Source organism: Rosenbergiella collisarenosi, from assembly GCF_018494085.1.
In the GTDB taxonomy this organism is placed as follows: domain Bacteria; phylum Pseudomonadota; class Gammaproteobacteria; order Enterobacterales; family Enterobacteriaceae; genus Rosenbergiella; species Rosenbergiella collisarenosi.
Genome location: NZ_JABBFP010000001.1, coordinates 180,855 through 201,738, shown reverse-complemented (window position 1 = coordinate 201,738; position 20,884 = coordinate 180,855). Strand labels below are relative to the sequence as shown.

Genomic DNA, 20,884 nt, shown 5'->3' with positions numbered 1-20,884 from the left:
GATGGTGATAAGTGGCATGGACAGCAATACAACCAGGCAAAATAACGACACGTTGAATAGCGAAGCGGTACTTAACCTCTGCCTGCAGCTTTGGCAACAAGGTGGTTTGATCGCCGACAAAGCAGCGTTATTATTGGAGGCTGTGCCTGCCCTTAGGTCACTGTTACAACCAATAATACAGCCGACAAAGAACGACGCTGAAACTGATATCGTTAGCGCCTATAGCCTCACTGCGCCATTGCTTGATGCCTTTAACGATTTAGGCCAGTCAGGTGAATGGCAATTAGCGTTGTTAGGCTTAAACCCAGACGTTCGCCAACATTGGATAAATTTAGCCGCCGCTCGCTGCCAGGAAGCAGGCGCGATGAATGACCCAATGGTGTTGATTAAGCTAATTCAACAACTGGGCAATGCCAGTGAATGGGTATTAGCACAATTGGAAAGCACTATCACCGCGCCGCAAATCATTGCCAGCCCTCTGGTACAAACCGAACGCGATTTACTCGGCCATAGCTTAAACGACAACGCTGCCATTCCCTCTCTATACCGTATTTTGCGTACCAGCCATACCTTGTTTACCCTAAGCGAACAAAATGAACCACCGGCACCGATACAAGTGGTGGATTTAACCGCAAAACAACTTGCAAACAATTGGTGTAGTGGGCGTTTATTAGCACTCCCTAATACCTTGCTTGATGAACATGACCTCAAACCTAATGCCGATTGGTTATTGGTCTCCCGCTTAGGTTATGACAATGTGCCGCTTACCGAGCTATTCGCCCAACGGCCCTGGTTATTTTTACTCAGTCTTATTATCTTTGTGCAAGATGCCTGGGCTGCCGAGCAACGTGGTGGCTTATTACTCGCCTTACCCGTCGGGCAAAATGCCTTTGCCCCCAGCCAAGTCAATGTGGCGGTACAAGGCATTGACGGTGATGAGGTGAGTCTGGGGAGTTTGGCTGAGTTCCTTATGCTGCTGCTCAATGAGATCAATATCACTCTTTATCCGGCACTCGATGCGAACGCGGAAAGCATCAACCACCTTAACCGCGTTCTGAGCGCATTCATTGCCGAATTGCTGGCACAAAAAATCTGGCAATTTACCGAGGCGGGTCGTGGCGAATCCGGTCACTATCGAATTCACACAAGCTTCAGTGATGCCTGTTATAGTTTGCCGTTAGCACCGCTATTTGGCTACAAAAGCCAAACGTTACAACGGGCCATTAAGCAACTGGCGCAACACTGCTATGCCAATAAAAAACGCGCCTCCAATAGAATGAACCTTCAAGGATCTGCGTGATGAGTTTTGAATTAAACGAACAAATGGTTGATAGCCTGGCAAAACAACATCGCTGGGCGGCGACGGGCGTATCCGATTACCCACCTCGCGACCCGTTAGTGGGCCAGAGCCGATTTTTTAAACGCTTTCAAACCTTTTTGCATACGGTGGATCACGATGATGATCGATTTGCCCATGTGTTTGCCATCGAAGCCGAATGGGGCCGGGGTAAATCACGTTTAGGCCATGAATTGGTCGCACAAATTAACGACTGTTCCAGGGGCTGGTTTGTCCGCGACGAACAAGGCCAACTGTACAATAAGCAACTGTTTAATCGCAATACGCAAGACAAATACCTGGCGCTCTATATTCGCTACTCGCAAGTCGCATCAGATTATCAAAACTCGGATAACTGGTTTGCTTTTGGTTTATATCAAGCGCTATTACCCCTGGCTACCCAAACCTTTGATGGATCGATTCAAAGTGAAATTGCCAAACAAGCCTATGAACGCTTAATGCCATTGGGCTTTAAAGCTAAACGGTTAGCAGATGCCCTACAGCTGAACGCCAACCACAGCGAAGAAGACCTCTACACTGACCAAAGGCTGGTAGTCGGTTTGGTGCAAGCCGCCTATCAAGAATTAAAGCGCTTTGGTGTGCAGTATATGTTGGTGGTGCTGGATGAGCTGGAAACCGTTGCAGAAGCCGCCACCTTTGGCCTGGAGGATGAACAAGATAAACGCCTCGATGGCCAAGCCATTCGCCTGATTGGTAAAGCCATTAAAGAGGAAGACCCTCGCCGTAAACTTCCATGGTTGCGCTATGTTGCACTTTGTTCACCACTGCTTGGCCAGCAATTGCGCGAAATTCAATCGGTCGCACGCCGCTTTGAGTTAGTGGAACTTGAGCACAATGCCTTTGCCGATGTATCAGACTATGTGGCAAGCCTGTTAAAAGACGGCAAGCTGGGTTTTAATTACCCTGCTGGTTTAGTGGAAGCCGCTTACGCGATGAGTGGTGCCAACTTCGGTTGGTTTAACGTGATCATGGCGAATGTGGATGCGGTGCTGAGTCAATACCAACAAGCAGGCCGTACTATCAAGGATGTCGGCGATTTATTTGAAGCTGTACTGGCAGGTTCTGGTCGCGTGGCCAGGCATGTGCTGGATAAAGGTGCGATAGAAGGCATTCAAACCCGCGACCAGGCACTATTGATCGAATGCCGTAGTTTGCTCTACGGCCAATTACCCATGCGCTTAACTGAAGTGGGCCATGCCGCTGAATTGCTAGCGCTGAAAAACGAAGATCTGGAACCCATCGCCGCTCATTACCACAAACTGAGCATTGACCGCCTACAATGCCGACAAGCCCTGGAGCAAGCCAAATTCCGCCGCGATAAAGATGAATGGTACTACCCTGCAGTAGATCAAGCGCTGAGCTTAGAGACTTTGCTGGATAACCTGCGGACTTTTTCGATTAAAGAACAAGCCGCAAGCAGCGATAAAAGCGCAGCGTTACTGCCTCTGTCAAAAGGTGAGTTTAAATACTTACTCAGCTTGCTGTATGACCACCCTGCGATTGAATTTGCTGCCGATGCCTTATGGCACAAGTTGGTGGGTGAAACTACCGAACTGGACGCCAGCGAAGCAACGCACATTGGCCCCAGTGTGGCGATGTTATTGCGCCTGGATTTGCGCTATCGCAATGCCCAACAAAACTCGCTGATTTTTAAAGATCCCGCCATGGGCGATGCTCATGAACAGGCGATGAGTGAACTAAGCAAACAAAGTAGCCAGAAGCCGCTCATCAAGGCATTAGCCCGTGTAACGGGCTTTGTGAGATTACTGGATAACAACTGGACCTATGATGAAAACTTGCTGAGTAATAAAGCGGGCAGCGACGATGCACCTCTGGCCATTTTAACCGAACCCCGTGGCCGCCAAGGAGGTTTACTTACCCTTGATGGGTTTAAGCTTCACCCAGAAGGTAAGGCTTTGTTTGCCTGGGTCAGCAACCTAACCGAGCTAAACAATCTTCACACCTTTGCGGCAAACCACAGCCGCCAAAATGGTCGCATGCCGGTATTAGCGTTAACCGCATCTGCACATCTTATGGAGCAATACAGCCGGCTGGATGAAAGCAATGCGTTGCGTGATGCGATATTGCTACATTATGTCAACCCAAGCGAAGCAGACCAGTTGGAGCGTATTGGCTTAAGTTTGGCAGCATGCCAGTTGCACGGTGTGAATTTAACGGCCGACAGCTTTACCGCGAAATTCAAAAACAAGCTGCATGCCCTGACGACCTTTGCCACGGATGCTATTCATAAGTGGCGCCAGCGCTTGCAGCAGCGCGGGTTAATTGCCTGGCCATTAAAGGTAGAGGGTAAGTTATCACCGAATGACCGCGACCTGTTGTTTAAAGGCTGGTATCAGCTGGCCATTGCTCACCCTGAGCTAAACGACATTCTCGATTTACAGCAGCAACACAGCGTGCCAGTGAATGAGCTGAGCAGCTTGTTGGATAAACTTAAAGTACCGGGTAGCTATATTGCCAAAGGCTACACGGCCGATGAACATGCCGGGCTATTTACTGAACTTAATAATGTGCAGCGAAGCCAGGCGCAGATCCCACTATTTTTACCCCGTATTGCTCATCCTAATAAAAAACACAAGTGGGCATTCGAAGACTTTAAGGAGCAGTTTTATTTTGGCTATGTTGCTGGAACGAGCATTACCGCCAAAGGTGTGTTTAATGACTGGATGTGGTGGTGTGGCCAACTGAACTTACTCACGTTAACCAACCCAACCGAAAAACAGGCGATTTGGAAATACTACCCCCGTTCGCGGTTAGAAAATGCCATAAGTGAAGCACAAAACTGGTTCAGTGGTAACGATATGGGCAGCTACGCTGCTAATGTGGAAGTCATGAGCCGCGTCTACGGTTATGCACGCATTAATGAAATGTTCGCGCCTCTGGGTACAAATAAGCTAGGTTTTGTCACCGTGGAAGCTAAAGAACAGCTGGGAAAAGCGCAATCACTCTTTAACGAGCTCAAACAGCAAGAAGAACAATTGGCTGATATGGCCGAGACCGACGACACGCAAGTACTGGCAGGGCTTATCCTTAAGCGTGCTGAAGTGCTGGAGCGAGTAGCAAAGGTTAAACCGCTTAATAGTTCCAAGCCCATGCTAAAAGATGCCCATATTCTTAGCTTAGAAGACAAAACGACCTCGCTTTATCAACGGATTGAACAGGCCTGTTTATTTGCCGAATTTGTTGAGCGCAGCGCTGAGCGTATCAACAACCGACTCGCTGATCTAATCATAGATGTTGAAACAGAGTGTGCCCCACTGACGAATTTCCCGAAACGTCTGTACACCAACACGCTGCGCACCATCGGCCATATTTTAGACGGCGCGTTAAAAGATGATACCAGCAGTGCCACCGGACAAAAAGAGCAGCAAGCAGACAGCGATACCTTACTGCATTACCTGCGTAAACTCGACTTAGGCAAAGCGCAAGACAAGCTTTCAGCCTTAGCGCAAGAAGTGGGTGTAAACCTGCACAGTGAGCAACAGCTGCCGATAGCGGAGATTCAGGGACATATTTTGTCTAGCTACCGCAACTGCAAAGAACGATTTGGGAAGCTGGTTAATAACCTCGCAGAGCAAAACCTATGCGCCCAACAACTGCAAAAATGGCTTAATAGCGCAACGGCTGAGTATGAGTACGCTGATGACATTGCAGAGCTACCAAAACTGGTAATGAAATTACAGCTCATTGAAGACGCTATTGCCGATCTCCCCAACGATGCCGAGAGCAAGCGTCAAAGTCTGCAAAACAGTTTGCGCAATGGGCAGTTTTCATCGTTACGGGACTTACCAGAAGAGCTTTTAAAACCGGCGCGCGGTCAACTTGCACCGATTCAAGGCCAGCTACTTAAAATTGAAGAGCGTCTAAACCAAGTAAGACGCAACTCCATCGAGCAGGTAAACAGCTGGTTGCCGTTATTAAAACCGCTATTGGCTTCTCAAAAGCAAGCTGAACCTGCCGCGTTGACTCTGAGGGATGTGAGCAATTTGGGTGTCAGTGAACTTCAACTGGTGTGTGAAAGTACCCAAACAAAATGGCAGAGTCAAGGTGAGCAAATATTAAAAGATACAGGTTTAACACTGGCGGATTGGCAACCGATTTATCAAGCTTTGAGCCAAAATAAAGAACCCGCGTTAACACCTGAGCAACAAAAAGGACTTGTAGACAAAGGTATTGTAAAAATGCGCCTAACCTTTGCCACTGGTTTATAGAGGTGACGCGATGAGTCTTTATTTATCTGCGGCACTGGCCAGTAATCGTAAAGGTCGGTTTTTGCAAACCGTTGCGGGGGCAACCCCCTTAACGAAGGATTGGATAAGCTCGCCGCCAGCCAGCGGTTTGTTATTAGTACAAGCAGAAGAGTTGACTGACGCTAACACTATGCAACGCCTGTATCACTGGGCTATGCAGGCAGGTTGTGCCGCTTTGGTGATAAACCTGAAAGCTGAACAAATTACCTTATTAGCGCACTTGTCCTTCCCACTGGATTGGCAGTTAGTACCAGCGGTCTTCAGGGTGCAAGAACCGGGGCTAACCGCTTTGCTAGCTAGTGAAACAGACCAGGCTATTGCTGGCTTTACTGGCAGTGCAGATCGCCACCAACACCAGGCTGGCGATGTGGTGCATACCCGCTACATACGAAAACACAGCAACAGTGGGCTATTAGCCTTTACCACTTTACCTTTGTGGTCGCTAAATTTACTCGATCATAGTGAGATCCTGGTGAGCTGGTTGAATTGGTTTGTGGACCACGCTGGCATTGCTGAACGAATCATCGAACCTAACGCGCCATCAACTGACTACACACCAGATAAGCACGATCTGGTTATATTGCTACTACTCTACGCAGGAACTGGCATGAGCTTACAATCGTTGTCTGAGCATAATGCGGTTAAGCTGATGTTTGATGTTAGCAGCCTTGATATTGTCAAGCGGGGTGAGATGTTACGGCAGCACCATTTTATCGACGAAGCGGGCATAACAGCCACCGGTAAAACATGCCTACATGCCTCGCAATATTGGGCTTATGCCCCATTACTTAGCGAGCAGCTAAACACAGGAACGCTATGAGCATGAATGAGAACAACACGATGAATTTAGCGCAATCTCTCGCCATCGATAGCCAGCTTCGCTTACCGGGAAGCTCAGGACGCTTGCTTAAACAGGTCCGTGATATAGAGCAAGTGGCGCCGCTGTTCCGTGATGCTGGCTTAGTAAAAGCGGTCCCCAAGCCCACAATCGTTAATTTACGCGTAGCCGGTATTGCGACTAAATCCTGCCTAGACAAGGTACTGGGGGGATTTATTTATGCCAGTGCGGCAGTACGCACAGATTTGCTAATAGATAACAATAAAGTCAGCACGGTGGGTAGCGACTCGGTATCAGAACTGGATGATATTGATTTTGAAGCACAGCGTAAACGACTTGATTTAATTGAAATTCGTCAGGCGTATCAGTTAGTTGAGAAAAAACTTTTAAGTTATGAGCCTGGCGATTTAATTTTACTGGATACGCCGTTATTTTTAGCAAGGGATATGGCGCCACTCGAGCGCAATGTCCGTCATAAACAAGAGTACGAAAAAACCAGACAAGTGATAGAAACTTTTTGGCAAAGCCATCGATCTAAAATTTTCCCCTGGAATCAAAGTGGTGTAGTACTTGCAAGTATTTTGGCTGAGCGCTTTAGCGCAATTGTGAGCATCGCCAAACAAGATTTACGTACCGAGCAAGGTCGCGAACAAATTTTAGCCTCTGATGGGTTTTCTAAGGAGCTGATGCAAAATCTGGCAGGCCTGGATGAAAGTTTGGTGGGCGTGGGGGATTTGCGATTTATCAATGGCATTTTAGGCAACTATTCGCGCACCATCGCATTTCGTTTGTCTGAACAAGAAAACCGCATTGAACCTAACATTGAAGCTAAGCAAGGGTTAATTGGATTTCACTTCCGTAGTGCCCGAGGTGGACAGATAAAAATGGTGCAATTAGCGGGTGACGAACCAGAATGGAAAAGTGCTGATCTCGATTTAGTTGCGTCTCGCCTGATAGTGCTGGATATGCAAAATAAAGGTAATGCAATGCCGTTGCCACAATTACTTGGCTATCAACAGCTTGGCATTTTACCTAAATTTGCTACGTTTTATCGCCAGGGTTTACACCAGGCTCTAAAGAATAATGATATTGAGGCAGGGTGGTTGGCAGGCCTCGATGAGGGATTGAATAATGGCTTATAAAGTTTTAGGTAAATTAGTCGGTAACACGGGAGATGCCAGCCAGTTAACTATGGTTGTGCAAGACTCGTTTTCAGTACGTCGTGGTGAGTTTATACGCATTATGCACCAGGAACGCAAAGATGAGGGGCAAGTCGCCGTACTGGGGCGCGTAACCAAGATCAGTCGTACCAATATGCTCTACAACGCCGGCTTTGGCGATGGTGTGACTGAGCTTGAGCTTTTGCCCGGTGCGAATGTAACGGGTGAAAATATGTTTGCTCAGGTCGAGCTGGTTGGTTACCGCGATCCTGTTACTCGTCAAATCAAAATTCCACGTCGCCCACTTAACCCTGGGACCGCAGTTGAAACCGTCGATTTCCAGTTTTTGAGTGATTTTTACGAATTTAATGAACACTCCAGTTTGCACTTGGGCAACCTAGTAGGCTACGACAAAGGCGAGAATACTGTTCCGGTTTTTATTGACGTCAACAAGTTGGTCACTGAACACTTGGCTGTTCTGGCAATGACGGGGTCAGGCAAGTCTTATACTGTTGGCCGCATTATTGAGCGCTTAGTCGCGGTTAATAACGGCACTGTAGTAGTATTTGACCCACATGGTGAATATGGTAAAGCTCTCGCTGGCGGTAATCTGCAATTCTCAAGTTTCTTCGAAGCCACTGACGATAAGCGTGATAAAGAGGCACTGCCACTGATAAAACAGACCTTTGAAAAGCTGCAAGCGGCCGGTGCAGGTATTCAGATTTACTCGCCGCAGCACGAATCATTTAAACATAAATACGCCAGTAAGAACACGCCATTAGCGCTTCAGTTTGACCATTTTGAAATGGACGATATTGCTGAAATATTACCTGGCTTAACGGAACCGCAGCAACGGGTACTCGATGTTGCAATTCGTTATTGGCGCTCTGCAGATAAGACCGAGCCACGAGATATTAACCGTCTGCGCTTCTTATTAGGTGATGGTATTGAAGAGTTAAAAAAGTGGGACGACCTTTCTGAAGCTGAGGCGAAGGCGTTATCAGGCCGTAGTGCCGCCGTCGCCTCGATGAAGCTTTCGCGCGTGCTGAATGAAGCCAAAAGTTTTTACAGTGCCACGATGACTGAGCCAACTGATATTTACAAAATGGTGGGACGCCCAAGCAATCAACAAGGGCGTTTAGTTGTTGTTGACTTACAAGGTTTGAGTGATACTGCCAAGCAAGTCATTTGTGCATTGTTATCTAGTGAAATATTAAAAGCGGCCTCGAGCAAAACGGACCCGCTGCGCCCATGCTTTATCGTTTACGAAGAAGGCCATAATTTTGCCCCGGCTGGTGGCAACGCAGTCAGTCACCGGATTATTAAAAAGATCGCCGGTGAAGGTCGTAAATTTGGTGTTGGATTTGGCATTGTGAGCCAGCGTCCATCGAAATTAGATTCAGATGTGACCTCTCAGTGCAATACGCTAATTACGATGCGCTTGAAGAATCCAGACGATCAACGATTTATTGCTAAAGCATCAGATATGGTGAGCAAAGCTGATCTGGAGGAACTTCCGAGTTTATCAACCGGTGAAGCTTTGGTGTGTGGTCGTTCAATCCCTGCACCACTGCTTGTTAAAGTTGGGAGTAAGGCATTAATTCACGGTGGTGAATCACCGGAGGTATTGCGGGTTTGGGGCTCTTTCAATGGCTAAGCTGCCTATGCCTAGAGTCGCTTGGGTAAATGAGACGTTTCCACTTTTAGCAAGCGGTAAGCTATTGGACCAGGATGTATTGGTCCACAGCTTAGGCTGTAGTGTTTGGAATACATTCGGACATGAACAGTCGTTTATGGCGGTAGTGGAATGTCCGGCTCCAGGGACATTTGGTGCTGATATTCGCTCAGACTCGGGCTGGTTTCATAAAGCATCTGCATCGCCTATGTGCCTAATCGAATTTGAACGCTTTGATGGCTCAGCGAAGGGACAGCAAAAGCTAGAAGAAAAATTAAAAAACTTACTGGAAGCAGCACAGCGCTGGAATAATTCCCCCAAAACCCTGGTGCTCAGTGCCTGGAGTCAAGGCTTAGTCGATGCACCTAATACCCGAAAACTGAAAGACATTTGCCGCATGGGTTTTACTTCGTCCACTGGTACCCAAGTAAGTGCGGCTCCTGATATAGAGGTGGTGTTTAGTCGCTTTTTATTTATCAAAAATCTGAGCATGATTGTTTTGGACAGAATTCACTATGAGGTGTTGATGTGAATATAAAATCAGCACATTTTTTACCAGGGACGAATAAACGCCTTGGTGACAAATACCTGTTACTTGAATGCCTTGGTGATGGCAGCCATGGTTGGGTATGGCGGGCGGAGCGCTTGCAAGATGGAAAAATCGTCGCAGTAAAAATCCCTAAGGATATTACTCGGGAAGATCGCCAGCTTGCCGAAGGTAAAGAGCTTTTAGACGTTGAGCCGCACGAAAATATTGTACAAATTTTGGATATGGGCCGTATAGATAATGAATGGTTCTATATTGAAATGGAGTATTTCCCCAGCCAAACCCTGGCGCAAAAGCTCGATGACAGGCAGCGTAATTTTGGTCAGACCTATGAACGGTTGTTCAGAATATATCGTCAAGTACTCCGTGCTGTGCATTATTTGGCTGAACTACCAGTGCCAATATCCCATGGAGATATTAAGCCACATAACATTTTAGTTGGAGAACGAGACCTGGTAAAATTGACGGACTTTGGCAGCTCAGCTTTACCAGAAGAAATTTACGTTCGTACCCGAGAAAATGGCGGGACTGTGTTGTATTCGGCCCCAGAGTTCTCCAACGTCGACAGCCGTAGAGGTAGTCTAAAAGAGTTGCTATTGGGCGACATCTATAGCTTAGGTGTTTTGCTATACCAGCTGCTGACAGGAAAACTCCCCCATGATACGCCAGCACAAGTTCAGCGCCACGCACCTTTCAAGCTTCCGACGGAGATTAATAGCTCTATTCATACGGACCTGGAGCAAGTGGTTCTTACCTGCTTACAAAAACGAGCGGAGGACCGCTTTTCAACTATTTCCGAATTAATTCATGCATTTGATACAGCTACCACTAAGCAACTAAAAGTTGGTGCTATTGCTCCCGTTTTTCAGACTAAACTTGATCAGGACTGGTCAAGTGCGGTACTTGAAGCAATGTCCAATCAATCTTACCAAAAGGCTGCTCAGTTAGCATCGCAGGAGTATGGCCGCAGTAAAGATCTACAAGCATTACATCAGCAACTTATTGCCTTATATCGCGCCAATCGCTTATTCGACTTTGAAAAAGTTGTAAAAGATAATAAAGCGATCTTGCTCGAGGGTAAATTGACTCAACCTGCGGCTTTGTTCGAGCTGGTAATAAAGGCAAACTTACAGTTGCGCAATATCCGTCAAGCAAAATCCTGGCTGTTGCAACGAAAGCAAGTTGAAGCAGAAAACGCGACTACCATGTGTTTAGAGTCATCTATCCTTGGCCTTGAAGCAAAATATCCTGAAGCAAGAGCACTATTGGAGAAAGTAAACCAAACAACTCCAATGAAGTTACATGTGTTAAGCCAACTCATTTTAGTTTGCGAGCAAATGCGTGATTACTCTGGTGCTGCGGCTTATTTGAAAGCAGCATTACGAGTTGCACCATTAGATAACAGCATGAAAGAGAAAAAAGAATTGTATGCAAAGCTTGGGGTTATTTGATTAAAAAATCTCTCTACTAATATATTGGGCTGGTAGCGATTTAATAAGACTCAAACCAGCACCTCTACCCCATGCTTCTGCACCACAGTAAGCAATTTTAGAGCAAATCCACTTGAACCTTTTGTACCACTTTCCCATTTCTGTACCGCCGAAACGCTGGTATTCAAATCGTACATTACTGTGGCACGTTTTATTGTCTTGTAACGCGTTATTTAGATGTTCAGCGACGCAACGCTATCACGCGGTTTATCGCAAATTGAAGATGCCTATCATCAAACAGTTTCAACTTACGGATGGCCCAGTACTCACCCGCAGGCCATTGGAGCAGCCCTTCTTTCACAGAAGCCAACGTAGGCTGGCATTCTCCTCGGGTCAGCAGCCAGTCAACTGTCGCCAGTAATTCCAGACCAAACGGTGATTCAAAACCATCAATTAACTTGCTAACCAGCTCCAGTGCCGGTAGCCACTCTTTAGCCTCATTTTTCAGCCAAAAGCTGACGTGTTCTTTTTCCCGATCGTTAAACCAAATTACATCCAACGGCTGGCTATCCGGGATCCGTTTCTCTGCTTTAAGGTATGTACCATCCATAGCGTTAAGCAAATGGTTAAGGTTAGGAGCGTAGGGGCCGTAATAGTGTGCCTCAAACTGTAGTTTGAGCACGTCTTCCTGCTTTAGCTGTTCAATAGTACGTTGTAACAACCATGCTAGCTTATGAATTTCCAGCAGACTGCACTCTATTCCCAATACCCAGTAACGTCTTATCAGTTCAGCGATCATCGCTCTGGCGGGAGTGAGCTTTTTTACGCCGGTGTTCTTAGCGACGTTCTGGTATTTTTCGGTGGGCTCGTAAATCAAGATCTCAGTGCCCTGAAGGTCGCCCAGCGTAGATTCAATCTGCGCCCGAACGTCCGGCCAGTTCAGGCCGCCATTGCCCGCTCCCAACGGAGGAATAGCGATGGACTGCACTTTCTCTTCGATCAAAAAGCGGCGCAGATCCTGTAAACCGTCCTCAATCCACCCCATACGAGAGTCGGCACGCCAGTGCTGCTTAGTGGGGAAGTTGACGATCCAACGTGGCCCCATCAGTTCGCCGGTTTCAGTAACAAACATTTTACCGGTCATTACCTGCTTTTGCTTACAGGCGAGTGCATAGGCTTTCATATTGTCGGGGAAGCGCTCTTTAAACATTAGCGCGATACCTTTTCCCATAACACCGACGGTATTAACCGTATTTACCAATGCTTCCACGGGCGCGTCCAATAAATTGCCTTGTGTATATGCGATCATGAGAAGTACCACCCGGCCCGTGTGTGCACGGGCATTGACAGATTACGTTGCGAAAGCCATTGCTCTAATTGTACCCTGACGCCATCGTTGTAACAAACCATCCCCCCCAGCATTGTGATTGGGCAGTGCTGCCAGATCAATGCCTCGGCCTGATAGCGCTCAAACTTGGCCAAATCGTCCTGGTCTCGACGGAAATCCCGCGCCTGTAGGATGGGCCAGTCGATCTTGCTCAGATTGTTTAGATCGGTATAGTAATTCGCCAAATTATAATAGGCGTGGCTATCGGTGAATATAAAAGGAATATTTTGCTCCGTCATATGTCGTAGGCTGCTGACCAAAATGACAATTTCTTCATTGGGGCGCTGCTTAATGCCTCCACGTCCGCTATGGATATTCATCAACATTGGCGAGAAGGGGGTGAAGTAAAACGGCACATAGTCATGCAGCGTTCCCCCCATCCCGGTAGGCACCGGATGCCCGGCGCGTTTATCAATAAGCTCTGGATTTCCAATATTGACCCAATTTGGGGCCTGTACCTGGCTGCTTCCGCAGCGCAAGCCATTGTCGAGTATCCATGGAATATTATCCCGATGGACAATACGCCAGATTAGGGCTTTTTCCGGGTTGAGGCTGGAACTGTAGTCGTAGGCCACGGTCACGCTCCGGGGAACATATATGGGCTATTATTGACGTACAAACTTAATCCGTAATCCTTTTTTAGATCGTTAACGATTATTTCTGTTTGTGCATCAGGAACAAAAACACTATTAAAAACACTTGCAAGAACCGTTGTTGGAGAGAGACATTCCGCCATACAAACACACCTACAATTATCATCCGCGTATTCGCGACGGTTCATGGTCGCCCAGTCAATGGCAGCCATGCCCACGTCATAATCAAGCAAAGCAACCGCTGAACCAGATAATGGATGTTTAGGAATAACTCGCCAGCTATTCGCCTGTGCATGGCTTCGATGAACGGTAATAAGGACAAACGTCTTATCTGGATTATTACGATGAACCCTATAATCAAAAGGATTTCGAGCGAAAAAATGGAAAGGCACATACTCTTCCAAACGCAAAGTAGTACGTGAAGCTATAATTCCAGAATCGGCGACATCTGAAAAACCACGCAAGATGCTGCGGGGTTTTAGTCCTTCGGAGAAAATGTCGTTCAGATTGCTAAGATCCGTTAAGTGATAAAGAAACTGCTGGGCGCGAATGTCTGGCATAGGCCTATTCCCTTTCTATGAATCGGGTTTTTCCTGTTAGGAATTCCTACATCATCCGCTGTTAGTATCTATCTTTTCAAGGATTTTATATGGGTACCAATATAGTAATATGAAAATATACCCGAGATTGTGCTCATATCAATAATTTGCTGCAGCTTGGCCTAAGCTGATTCAAACCGCCGAAGCGCTTACAAAAGCCAAATCCTAGACACAAAAAAAGCCGCTCTTGAGCGACTTAATTTCATCTTACTTGGTGCCGAAGGCCGGACTTGAACCGGCACACCCAAAGGGCGGTTGATTTTGAATCAACTGCGTCTACCGATTTCGCCACTTCGGCACTGAAGGGGATGTGTAAACGTGGCCGATTATACCCGCCTGACTCGCAGGCGCAAGGAGATTAACGCGGAGTAGTGTTCGATTGCTGAAAAAAACGACGAATCTTTTTTTTGCGCGTACAGGTTAGCGGCTCGTTAGACAGATAATTCCGATAGGACTAGGCTTAGATTAGAAATTATGAACTTAATTTGCTACAACGTCCCTAATGAATATTGGACTTCCTATCTACTGCAATGAGGCAACACTATGCGTTTACCATCGAAAACTCTTCTAGCACTCGGCTTCGCCGCAGCAGCCTTCACCTCTTTCGCTCAGGCGGCCAGCTGGCAGGACAAACTGAGCAGCACCGCTTCCGATCTAATGAATAATTCAGGTAATAGCCAGACTGCAGCGGGCTCAACGGCGAATGGTGGCTTATCCCTCGGTTCGATTACCCAGCTACTGGGCGGCGGAAATAGTGCAGTGAGTGCTAACAGCATGTCGAACGTGACCGGTATTCTGCAATACTGTGCGAAAAACAACATCGTTGACAACAACGTCAGTTCCGTCACCGACCAGCTGAAGAGTAAATTAGGTCTCACCGACGCTACGACTCAATCGACACAAACTGCAGGCTCGCAACAAGAAAACGGTTACCTGCAGGGTCTACAAGGCCTACTAACAACCGGTAATGATCAAAAAATCGATCTGAAATCGCTGAGCAATACCCAGATGGGTAAAAAGTTGAAGACAAAAGCCTGTAACGTCGTGCTAGACCAAGGTAAAAAATACCTCGGTATGTAATTTTCGATTGGCGGGGAGCAAACCCGCCATCACTCACCGCCCTTTTGTGCCACATCTCCCTGTATAGTATTGCCACTCACCTCTTCCCACTCTAGGCTTACCTTACTGTTCTCGTGTTAAGGAATAACTTTGATGACGCTGCTTAATGCTATCGGCTGGGGATTGCTGATCCTGTTGCCGCTGGCTAACCCGTTGACTGCTGTGGCGATGTTCCTCAGCCTCGCCGATGAGATGAATTTCCAGCAGCGCAATCGACAAGCGCTCCAGTCGGCAGTCTACGTTTTTCTGATTATGCTGATCACCTGGTTTGCGGGTAGCGCGGTGTTAAATACCTTTGGCATCTCGATTCCTGGTCTGCGTGTCGCCGGTGGAATGATTGTCGCCTTTATTGGTTTTCGTATGTTGTTCCCGGTGCAGCAAGTGCATGAAGCCCCGGAAGTGCAACATAAACAAGACGAGCTGGATGCCGCGCCACATAGCCCACAGACCGTAAATATCGCCTTCGTTCCTATTGCCATGCCGGGAACTGCCGGTCCAGGGACTATCGCTGTGATCATCAGCACGGCCGCATCGGTCAGATCCGGCGTCGACTATCCGGCATGGATCCTGATGGTGGCCCCTATAATCTGCTTTTTACTGGTGGCAATTATGCTTTGGGTAGCGCTACGCTGCTCTGGGCCGATCATGCGGTTAGTCGGTAAAGGCGGTATCGAAGCCCTCTCCCGCTTAATGGGCTTCTTACTGGTCTGTATGGGTATTCAATTTGTGATCAACGGTGTGGTAGATGTCGCGACTCATCTACATTGATTAGCCTAGGTTACAGATCCTACCGATTGACACCTACCTCGGGTCATTGCATGCTTAGGATTTAAGCATGGATGAGACCTTAATTATGACTGCACCGCTGCGTATTGCCTGCACCAACGAGTTATCGCTCGATTTACTTCCTGCCCTTGCCAACCGCCACGGCTTGATAACGGGTGCGACGGGAACTGGTAAGACTGTCACGCTACAGAAATTAGCGGAGTCGTTCTCATCGATTGGCGTCCCCGTCTTTATGGCCGATGTTAAAGGCGACCTCAGCGGCGTCGCGGCGGCGGGACAAACGTCAGAAAAACTTACCAAACGGCTGGAGGCTATCGGGGTTACCGATTGGCAGCCGGTCGAGAACCCCGCCGTATTTTGGGATATCTTCGGCGAGAAAGGCCATCCGGTTCGCGCCACCGTCACCGATTTGGGGCCTCTACTCCTCGCCCGCTTGCTCAACCTTAATGATATTCAAACCGGCGTGCTGAACATTATCTTCCGTATTGCCGATGAGCAAGGGCTACTGCTGCTCGACTTTAAAGATCTGCGAGCACTTACGCAGTATGTCGGAGATAACGCGAAATCCTTTACTACACAATATGGCAACATCAATAGTGCGTCGGTGGGGGCAATTCAACGCGGGCTGTTAAGCTTAGAGCAACAAGGCGCCGAATACTTCTTTGGCGAGCCAATGCTCGATATTAAAGATTGGATGCGTACCGACGAACAGGGCAAAGGTATTATTAATATCCTGGCGTCAGAAAAACTGTACCAAATGCCTAAACTCTACGCGACCAGCTTATTGTGGATGCTGTCTGAACTCTACGAGCAGCTACCAGAGGTAGGGGATGTCGAGAAGCCCAAATTAGTCTTCTTCTTCGATGAAGCACACCTCCTGTTCAATGGCGCCCCAGACGTACTACTTGAAAAAATTGAACAAGTGATGCGCCTTATCCGCTCCAAAGGCGTAGGGGTCTACTTTGTTAGCCAGAGCCCATCCGATATCCCAGATAATATCTTGGGGCAGCTCGGTAACCGGGTACAGCATGCCCTACGCGCCTTCACTCCGCGCGATCAAAAAGCCGTCAAGGCGGCCGCAGACACCATGCGGGCTAATCCTGAATTCAATACCGAAGAAGCGATTCAATCCCTTGCCACTGGTGAGGCCCTCATCTCATTTCTCGATGAAAAAGGCAGCCCGAGTGTCGTGCAGCGCGCGATGGTCATTGCCCCCGGCTCACGTATGGGACCTTTAACCAGCGATGAGCGTAACACGCTCATCAACCATTCGCCGCTGTATGGCAAATATGACGATGCGGTAGACCGCGAATCGGCGTTTGAAATGCTCCAGAAAGGTGTCGCGAATAGTGGTGCCCAGCAATCACCGACCTCTTCAGCGCCTCGAGCTGATACAAATGAGGAAGGCGGTATTATGGATGAGGTGAAGAAGGTTTTGTTCGGTTATACCGGGCCTCGCGGAGGCCGCCACGATGGTGTCGTTCAAGGGATGGCAAAAAGTGCAGGCCGACAAGTCGCGAATCAGATCCTGCGTGGCGTACTCGGGAGTCTCTTCGGCGGTCGTAAATAGTAGCGTTATCCGGTGGCAACCGATCGGTTGCCACTTCACACCGACTAAGCAGGTGCTATGCAAAAATCTCACGCACTCCGTCGTACTAAGCGAATCGCCTTATCTCTACTACTTGGTGCAACGGGCCTCTTTATTCTTAGCTTGTTCCTCCCGCAGACGCTGGGCGTACAAGCCTTAAAATCGGTGGCAGAGGCCGCAATGGTGGGCGGCCTGGCAGACTGGTTTGCCGTTAGCGCGCTGTTTCGCCGTATCCCGATTCCTTTTGTGAGTCGTCACACGGCCATCGTGCCGCGTAATAAACAACGGATCGCCGATAACCTAGGAGTGTTCGTCGAAGAGCGGTTTCTGAATGCAGACGCCCTAACAGGCTTAGTCAGGCAGCATAACTTCTCGCAAAAGCTCGCAGAATGGTTACTCATGCCGGCCAACCAGCAACGTTTTGCCCAAGCGCTGAAAACCGTTCTGCGCGGTGTGCTGACCGCCAGTAATGATGATGCGATTAATCGTTTCATCCGCCAAGCGGTAAACCGTGCTATCGATCAGGTCGATTTTCGACACAGCGCGGTCATCTTATTAGAAAGCCTCACCCGTGAGAATCGCCATCAAGCCGTCCTCGATACGATTATTCGACAAATCGTAAAATTGCTGGAGAAACCACAAACGCGCCAGTTTGTTGCCGGACAGATCAGCGCATGGTTTCAGCGCGAATATCCTACTATTTCACGCGTCGTCTCCAGCGAGTGGTTAGGCGAGAAAGGCGCGCGGAAAGTCTCTACTCTGACAGATCAAATATTATTGGAGGTCGCGCGTGATCCCGATCACCAGCTGCGACGGACCTTTAATCGTGCAGTGAAAGTCTTTATCCATAGCCTTGAACACGACCCGAAAATGGCTGAACGCATGGTGCGTATGAAACAGTGGCTCAAAGAAGATGAGCAATTCGCACTCTATATCAGCCAGATTTGGCAGGACCTTCGTGGTTGGCTAAACAAAGACTTGGATCAGGAAGAGTCACGAATTGGATTACAGCTACAACGCGCTGCCGTCTGGATGGGGGAAACGCTAAGTCGAGACCCGCAACTGAGAGCCGCATTTAACCAGCATATCGAGCAAACTATTCGCACCGTCGGTCCAGAGAGCGCCCGATTCTTAACCCGTCATATCAGTGACACGATTAAGGGCTGGGATGATGCGCTATTGGTTGACCAGATCGAAATGAATATCGGCAAAGATCTGCAGTTTATTCGTATCAATGGTACGGTGGTGGGAGGGTTAATCGGCTTACTCCTCTTTGCGCTATCGCAGTTACCATGGCTATTGCAACAGCTCTAACAAAAAGGCCCCGCTGAGTAGAGGGGGCCTTTTTTTATTTGCGTTTAATTAACAACATTAAGCTTAACGCGAGGAATACGGCACTCGGTACGATGGCCCCAAGCACTGGCGGTAGACCTTTCACTAGGCTCAGCTGGCCGAAGATCTTATCTAACACGTAGAAAATAAACCCGAAGCTTATCCCCGTCACCACGCGTTGCCCCATCGAGACACTTCGCAGAGGGCCGAAGATAAAAGAGAGAGCCATCAGCATCATTACCGCAACCGAGAGCGGCTGCACGATCTTGCTCCACATATTTAGGCGATAGATATCTGATTTTTGGCCGGTCTGGTCCAGGTACTGGATATAATCGTGTAAGCCGCGAATCGATAACGAGTCCGGATCTAACGCCACGACCTGTAATTTATCGGGGGTTAGGGCCGTTTTCCACACACTGCTTACCTGCTGGCTACCCGTAATCTGTTCCGGATTCGAGAGGTTGGATTCGTCGATTTGCGCTAGATTCCACTCTTTACGATGGTTATCCCACTGCGCACTCGCCGCGTACCGCACACTCTCCAAACGACGTTGGTCATTGAAGTGGTAGACCGTCACACCATTCAGATGCCGCTCGTCTTGTAACTTCTGAATGAAGATAAAATCACGGCCATCCTTAGCCCATAGCCCCCCTTGGGCGGCTAATAACGAGCTACCATCGATCTGCTCTGAACGATAGTTATGGGCTAATTGATCCCCAGCCGGGGCAAGAAATTCCCCCACTGCCATCGATAAGAGGACCAGTGGAATGGCCGTTTTCATTACTGAGGCTGCTACCTGCAAGCGGGTAAACCCTGCGGCTTGCATGACCACTAACTCGCTACGCTGAGCCAAATTACCTAGCCCCAGTAACGCTCCGAGTAAGGCTGCCATCGGGAAGAACAGTTCTAAGTCTGTAGGCACGCTAAGGATAGTGAAGTATCCCGCATCCCACACGCTGTAAGCGCCCTTACCCGTCTTTCTCAGCTGTTCAACGAACTTAATAATGCCTGACAGCGACACTAACAAAAACAGCGTCGTCATGATCGTATTAAAAATCGTTTTACCGATATACCGGTCTAATACGCCAAACATTATAGGGCTCCTTTACGGCTGATTTTTGCGCGTAGTCGGCGGATAGGCAGGGTATCCCATGCATTGAGGACGATAGCTAGCGCTAGGTACAGCATATTGACGCTCCACATGCTGATCGCCGGGTCTAAACGACCTTTACTCGCATTGGTCCTAAACGAACTCTGAACCAGGAAGAAAATCAGGTACAGGAAAATCGCCGGTAACATCGATAGCACACGACCCTGACGCGGGTTGACCTCACTCAATGGAACCACCATTAACGCCATCGCTAGAACGGAGAAGATAAGCGTTAAACGCCAATGAAGTTCTGCACGAAACTGCGGCGTATTACTGTGCCATAACGTGGTGAAAGAAGCCTCGTCAGCATCGTTCGGATCGAGCACAGACTCACGGTAACCGACATAGGCACGGTACTGGGTAAAGTCGGTGATACGAAAATCGCGCAGCATCGCCGTTCCTTCAAACCGGGTACCGTTATCTAATGTAATCACTTGGCTACCGTCTTTCTGTTGAACCATGTGCCCACGGTCTGCGACAACCACCGAGGGTCTCGTGTTATTACGCGGGTGAAGCTGAGCGAGGAAGACATCGCTAAAATGATTACCACGCGCATTATCGATAAACAGTACGAAGCTTCCATCGCTAGATGGGCGGAACTGCCCCGCCGCAAGCGCTGCGCTACCGGGGTTTGCTTGAGCATTTTGCATAATCTGATCTTGATAGCGCGCCGACCAAGGGCCAGCCCAGATTACGTTAATCGCCGCGGCCGCCGATGTGATGAGCATTAAGATAAGCGCCGCTTTGACCAAGACACTTTTGCCAAGCCCACAGGCATGCATCACGGCGATTTCGCTATCGGTATAGAGTTTACCGAGCGTCATTAAGATGGCGAGGAAGAGGCTTAAGGGCAAGATCAGCTGCGCCATTTCCGGGACACCTAACCCTAAAAGCGTTAGAATCAAGTTAGCAGGGGTATCGCCATCGACGGCAGCCCCGAGAATACGCACTAACTTCTGACAAAAGAAGATTAGTAATAGGATAAAGAGAATCGCTAATTGACTCTTAAGCGTCTCACGAACCAAATATCTGATTATTATCACGCTAAATACGCC

16 protein-coding genes, 1 tRNA gene and 1 pseudogene are annotated in these 20,884 nt (G+C 48.4%); 11 read left to right on the top strand and 7 right to left on the bottom strand.

Going from position 1 to position 20,884, the window contains the following annotated elements; translation table 11 throughout:
• Positions 1-16: 16 nt before the first annotated feature.
• From HGT70_RS00925 to HGT70_RS00895, 7 genes are read left to right on the top strand one after another with little or no spacing between them, the layout of a single operon-like run.
• Positions 17-1,300 carry a hypothetical protein gene (locus HGT70_RS00925; RefSeq protein ID WP_214194811.1) on the top strand — a complete coding sequence of 428 codons (1,284 nt, stop codon included), beginning with the start codon at positions 17-19 and terminating at the stop codon, positions 1,298-1,300.
• Positions 1,300-5,586 (top strand): hypothetical protein, encoded by a 4,287-nt coding sequence (locus HGT70_RS00920; protein WP_214194638.1) that lies wholly within the window; start codon positions 1,300-1,302, stop codon positions 5,584-5,586. The genes HGT70_RS00925 and HGT70_RS00920 overlap by 1 nt, the downstream gene beginning before the upstream one ends.
• Positions 5,587-5,596: 10 nt before the next feature.
• Positions 5,597-6,445: a hypothetical protein gene (locus HGT70_RS00915; RefSeq protein WP_214194637.1), complete on the top strand. Its 849-nt coding sequence runs from the start codon at positions 5,597-5,599 to the stop codon at positions 6,443-6,445.
• Between the two features lie 2 nt (positions 6,446-6,447).
• The gene (locus tag HGT70_RS00910; RefSeq protein ID WP_214194810.1) at positions 6,448-7,605 is read left to right on the top strand and encodes a hypothetical protein; all 1,158 of its coding nucleotides are present in this window, start codon (positions 6,448-6,450) and stop codon (positions 7,603-7,605) included.
• On the top strand, positions 7,595-9,280 hold the full coding sequence (locus tag HGT70_RS00905) for an ATP-binding protein (RefSeq protein WP_214194636.1): 1,686 nt from the start codon (positions 7,595-7,597) through the stop codon (positions 9,278-9,280). The genes HGT70_RS00910 and HGT70_RS00905 overlap by 11 nt, the downstream gene beginning before the upstream one ends.
• A complete protein-coding gene (locus HGT70_RS00900) occupies positions 9,273-9,830 on the top strand; it encodes a hypothetical protein (RefSeq protein ID WP_244968784.1) in 558 nt (185 codons plus the stop codon). The genes HGT70_RS00905 and HGT70_RS00900 overlap by 8 nt, the downstream gene beginning before the upstream one ends.
• Entirely contained in the window at positions 9,827-11,296 is a 1,470-nt protein-coding gene (locus tag HGT70_RS00895; RefSeq protein WP_214194635.1) for a protein kinase domain-containing protein, read from the top strand. Before HGT70_RS00900 ends, HGT70_RS00895 begins: the two co-directional genes overlap by 4 nt.
• A 50-nt stretch (positions 11,297-11,346) precedes the next feature.
• Here HGT70_RS00895 and HGT70_RS00890 read toward each other — a convergent pair.
• The 5 genes and pseudogenes from HGT70_RS00890 to HGT70_RS00870 form a co-directional block, all read right to left on the bottom strand.
• A pseudogene (locus HGT70_RS00890) lies at positions 11,347-11,463 on the bottom strand (helix-turn-helix domain-containing protein); the annotation flags it as partial.
• 53 nt (positions 11,464-11,516) lie between these two features.
• The gene (gene darG / locus HGT70_RS00885; protein ID WP_214194634.1) at positions 11,517-12,584 is read right to left on the bottom strand and encodes a type II toxin-antitoxin system antitoxin DNA ADP-ribosyl glycohydrolase DarG; all 1,068 of its coding nucleotides are present in this window, start codon (positions 12,582-12,584) and stop codon (positions 11,517-11,519) included.
• A complete protein-coding gene (gene darT / locus HGT70_RS00880; protein WP_214194633.1) occupies positions 12,581-13,237 on the bottom strand; it encodes a type II toxin-antitoxin system toxin DNA ADP-ribosyl transferase DarT in 657 nt (218 codons plus the stop codon). The genes darG and darT overlap by 4 nt, the downstream gene beginning before the upstream one ends.
• Before the next feature lie 2 nt (positions 13,238-13,239).
• Positions 13,240-13,815 carry a DarT ssDNA thymidine ADP-ribosyltransferase family protein gene (locus HGT70_RS00875; protein ID WP_214194632.1) on the bottom strand — a complete coding sequence of 192 codons (576 nt, stop codon included), beginning with the start codon at positions 13,813-13,815 and terminating at the stop codon, positions 13,240-13,242.
• A gap of 251 nt (positions 13,816-14,066) precedes the next feature.
• Positions 14,067-14,152: transfer RNA gene (locus HGT70_RS00870), tRNA-Leu, on the bottom strand.
• A 245-nt stretch (positions 14,153-14,397) separates the two neighbouring features.
• Here HGT70_RS00870 and HGT70_RS00865 point away from each other — a divergent pair.
• The 4 genes from HGT70_RS00865 to HGT70_RS00850 all read left to right on the top strand — a co-directional run bounded on the left by HGT70_RS00865 (position 14,398) and on the right by HGT70_RS00850 (position 18,661).
• The gene (locus HGT70_RS00865) at positions 14,398-14,934 is read left to right on the top strand and encodes a DUF2501 domain-containing protein (protein ID WP_214194631.1); all 537 of its coding nucleotides are present in this window, start codon (positions 14,398-14,400) and stop codon (positions 14,932-14,934) included.
• 129 nt (positions 14,935-15,063) lie between these two features.
• On the top strand, positions 15,064-15,741 hold the full coding sequence (locus HGT70_RS00860) for a MarC family NAAT transporter (protein WP_071433726.1): 678 nt from the start codon (positions 15,064-15,066) through the stop codon (positions 15,739-15,741).
• An 85-nt stretch (positions 15,742-15,826) separates the two neighbouring features.
• On the top strand, positions 15,827-17,329 hold the full coding sequence (locus tag HGT70_RS00855; RefSeq protein ID WP_214194808.1) for a helicase HerA-like C-terminal domain-containing protein: 1,503 nt from the start codon (positions 15,827-15,829) through the stop codon (positions 17,327-17,329).
• 57 nt (positions 17,330-17,386) lie between these two features.
• Positions 17,387-18,661, top strand: a complete 1,275-nt coding sequence (locus HGT70_RS00850; protein ID WP_214194630.1) for a DUF445 domain-containing protein — start codon at positions 17,387-17,389, stop codon at positions 18,659-18,661.
• A 34-nt stretch (positions 18,662-18,695) separates the two neighbouring features.
• On the opposite strand, the gene lptG is transcribed toward HGT70_RS00850, so the two are convergent.
• Positions 18,696-19,772 (bottom strand): LPS export ABC transporter permease LptG, encoded by a 1,077-nt coding sequence (gene lptG, locus HGT70_RS00845; RefSeq protein ID WP_071433722.1) that lies wholly within the window; start codon positions 19,770-19,772, stop codon positions 18,696-18,698.
• Complete coding sequence (lptF, locus tag HGT70_RS00840) at positions 19,772-20,872, bottom strand: LPS export ABC transporter permease LptF (protein WP_071433719.1); 1,101 nt, start codon at positions 20,870-20,872, stop codon at positions 19,772-19,774. Before lptF ends, lptG begins: the two co-directional genes overlap by 1 nt.
• Positions 20,873-20,884: the final 12 nt, after the last annotated feature.

Coding starts and splice junctions, on each gene's coding strand:
- HGT70_RS00925 (WP_214194811.1), top strand. CDS start 17: ATGGACAGCAATACAACCAGGCAAAATAACGACACGTTGAATAGCGAA.
- HGT70_RS00920 (WP_214194638.1), top strand. CDS start 1,300: ATGAGTTTTGAATTAAACGAACAAATGGTTGATAGCCTGGCAAAACAA.
- HGT70_RS00915 (WP_214194637.1), top strand. CDS start 5,597: ATGAGTCTTTATTTATCTGCGGCACTGGCCAGTAATCGTAAAGGTCGG.
- HGT70_RS00910 (WP_214194810.1), top strand. CDS start 6,448: ATGAATGAGAACAACACGATGAATTTAGCGCAATCTCTCGCCATCGAT.
- HGT70_RS00905 (WP_214194636.1), top strand. CDS start 7,595: ATGGCTTATAAAGTTTTAGGTAAATTAGTCGGTAACACGGGAGATGCC.
- HGT70_RS00900 (WP_244968784.1), top strand. CDS start 9,273: ATGGCTAAGCTGCCTATGCCTAGAGTCGCTTGGGTAAATGAGACGTTT.
- darG (WP_214194634.1), bottom strand. CDS start 12,584: ATGATCGCATATACACAAGGCAATTTATTGGACGCGCCCGTGGAAGCA.
- HGT70_RS00875 (WP_214194632.1), bottom strand. CDS start 13,815: ATGCCAGACATTCGCGCCCAGCAGTTTCTTTATCACTTAACGGATCTT.
- HGT70_RS00865 (WP_214194631.1), top strand. CDS start 14,398: ATGCGTTTACCATCGAAAACTCTTCTAGCACTCGGCTTCGCCGCAGCA.
- HGT70_RS00855 (WP_214194808.1), top strand. CDS start 15,827: ATGACTGCACCGCTGCGTATTGCCTGCACCAACGAGTTATCGCTCGAT.
- HGT70_RS00850 (WP_214194630.1), top strand. CDS start 17,387: ATGCAAAAATCTCACGCACTCCGTCGTACTAAGCGAATCGCCTTATCT.
- lptG (WP_071433722.1), bottom strand. CDS start 19,772: ATGTTTGGCGTATTAGACCGGTATATCGGTAAAACGATTTTTAATACG.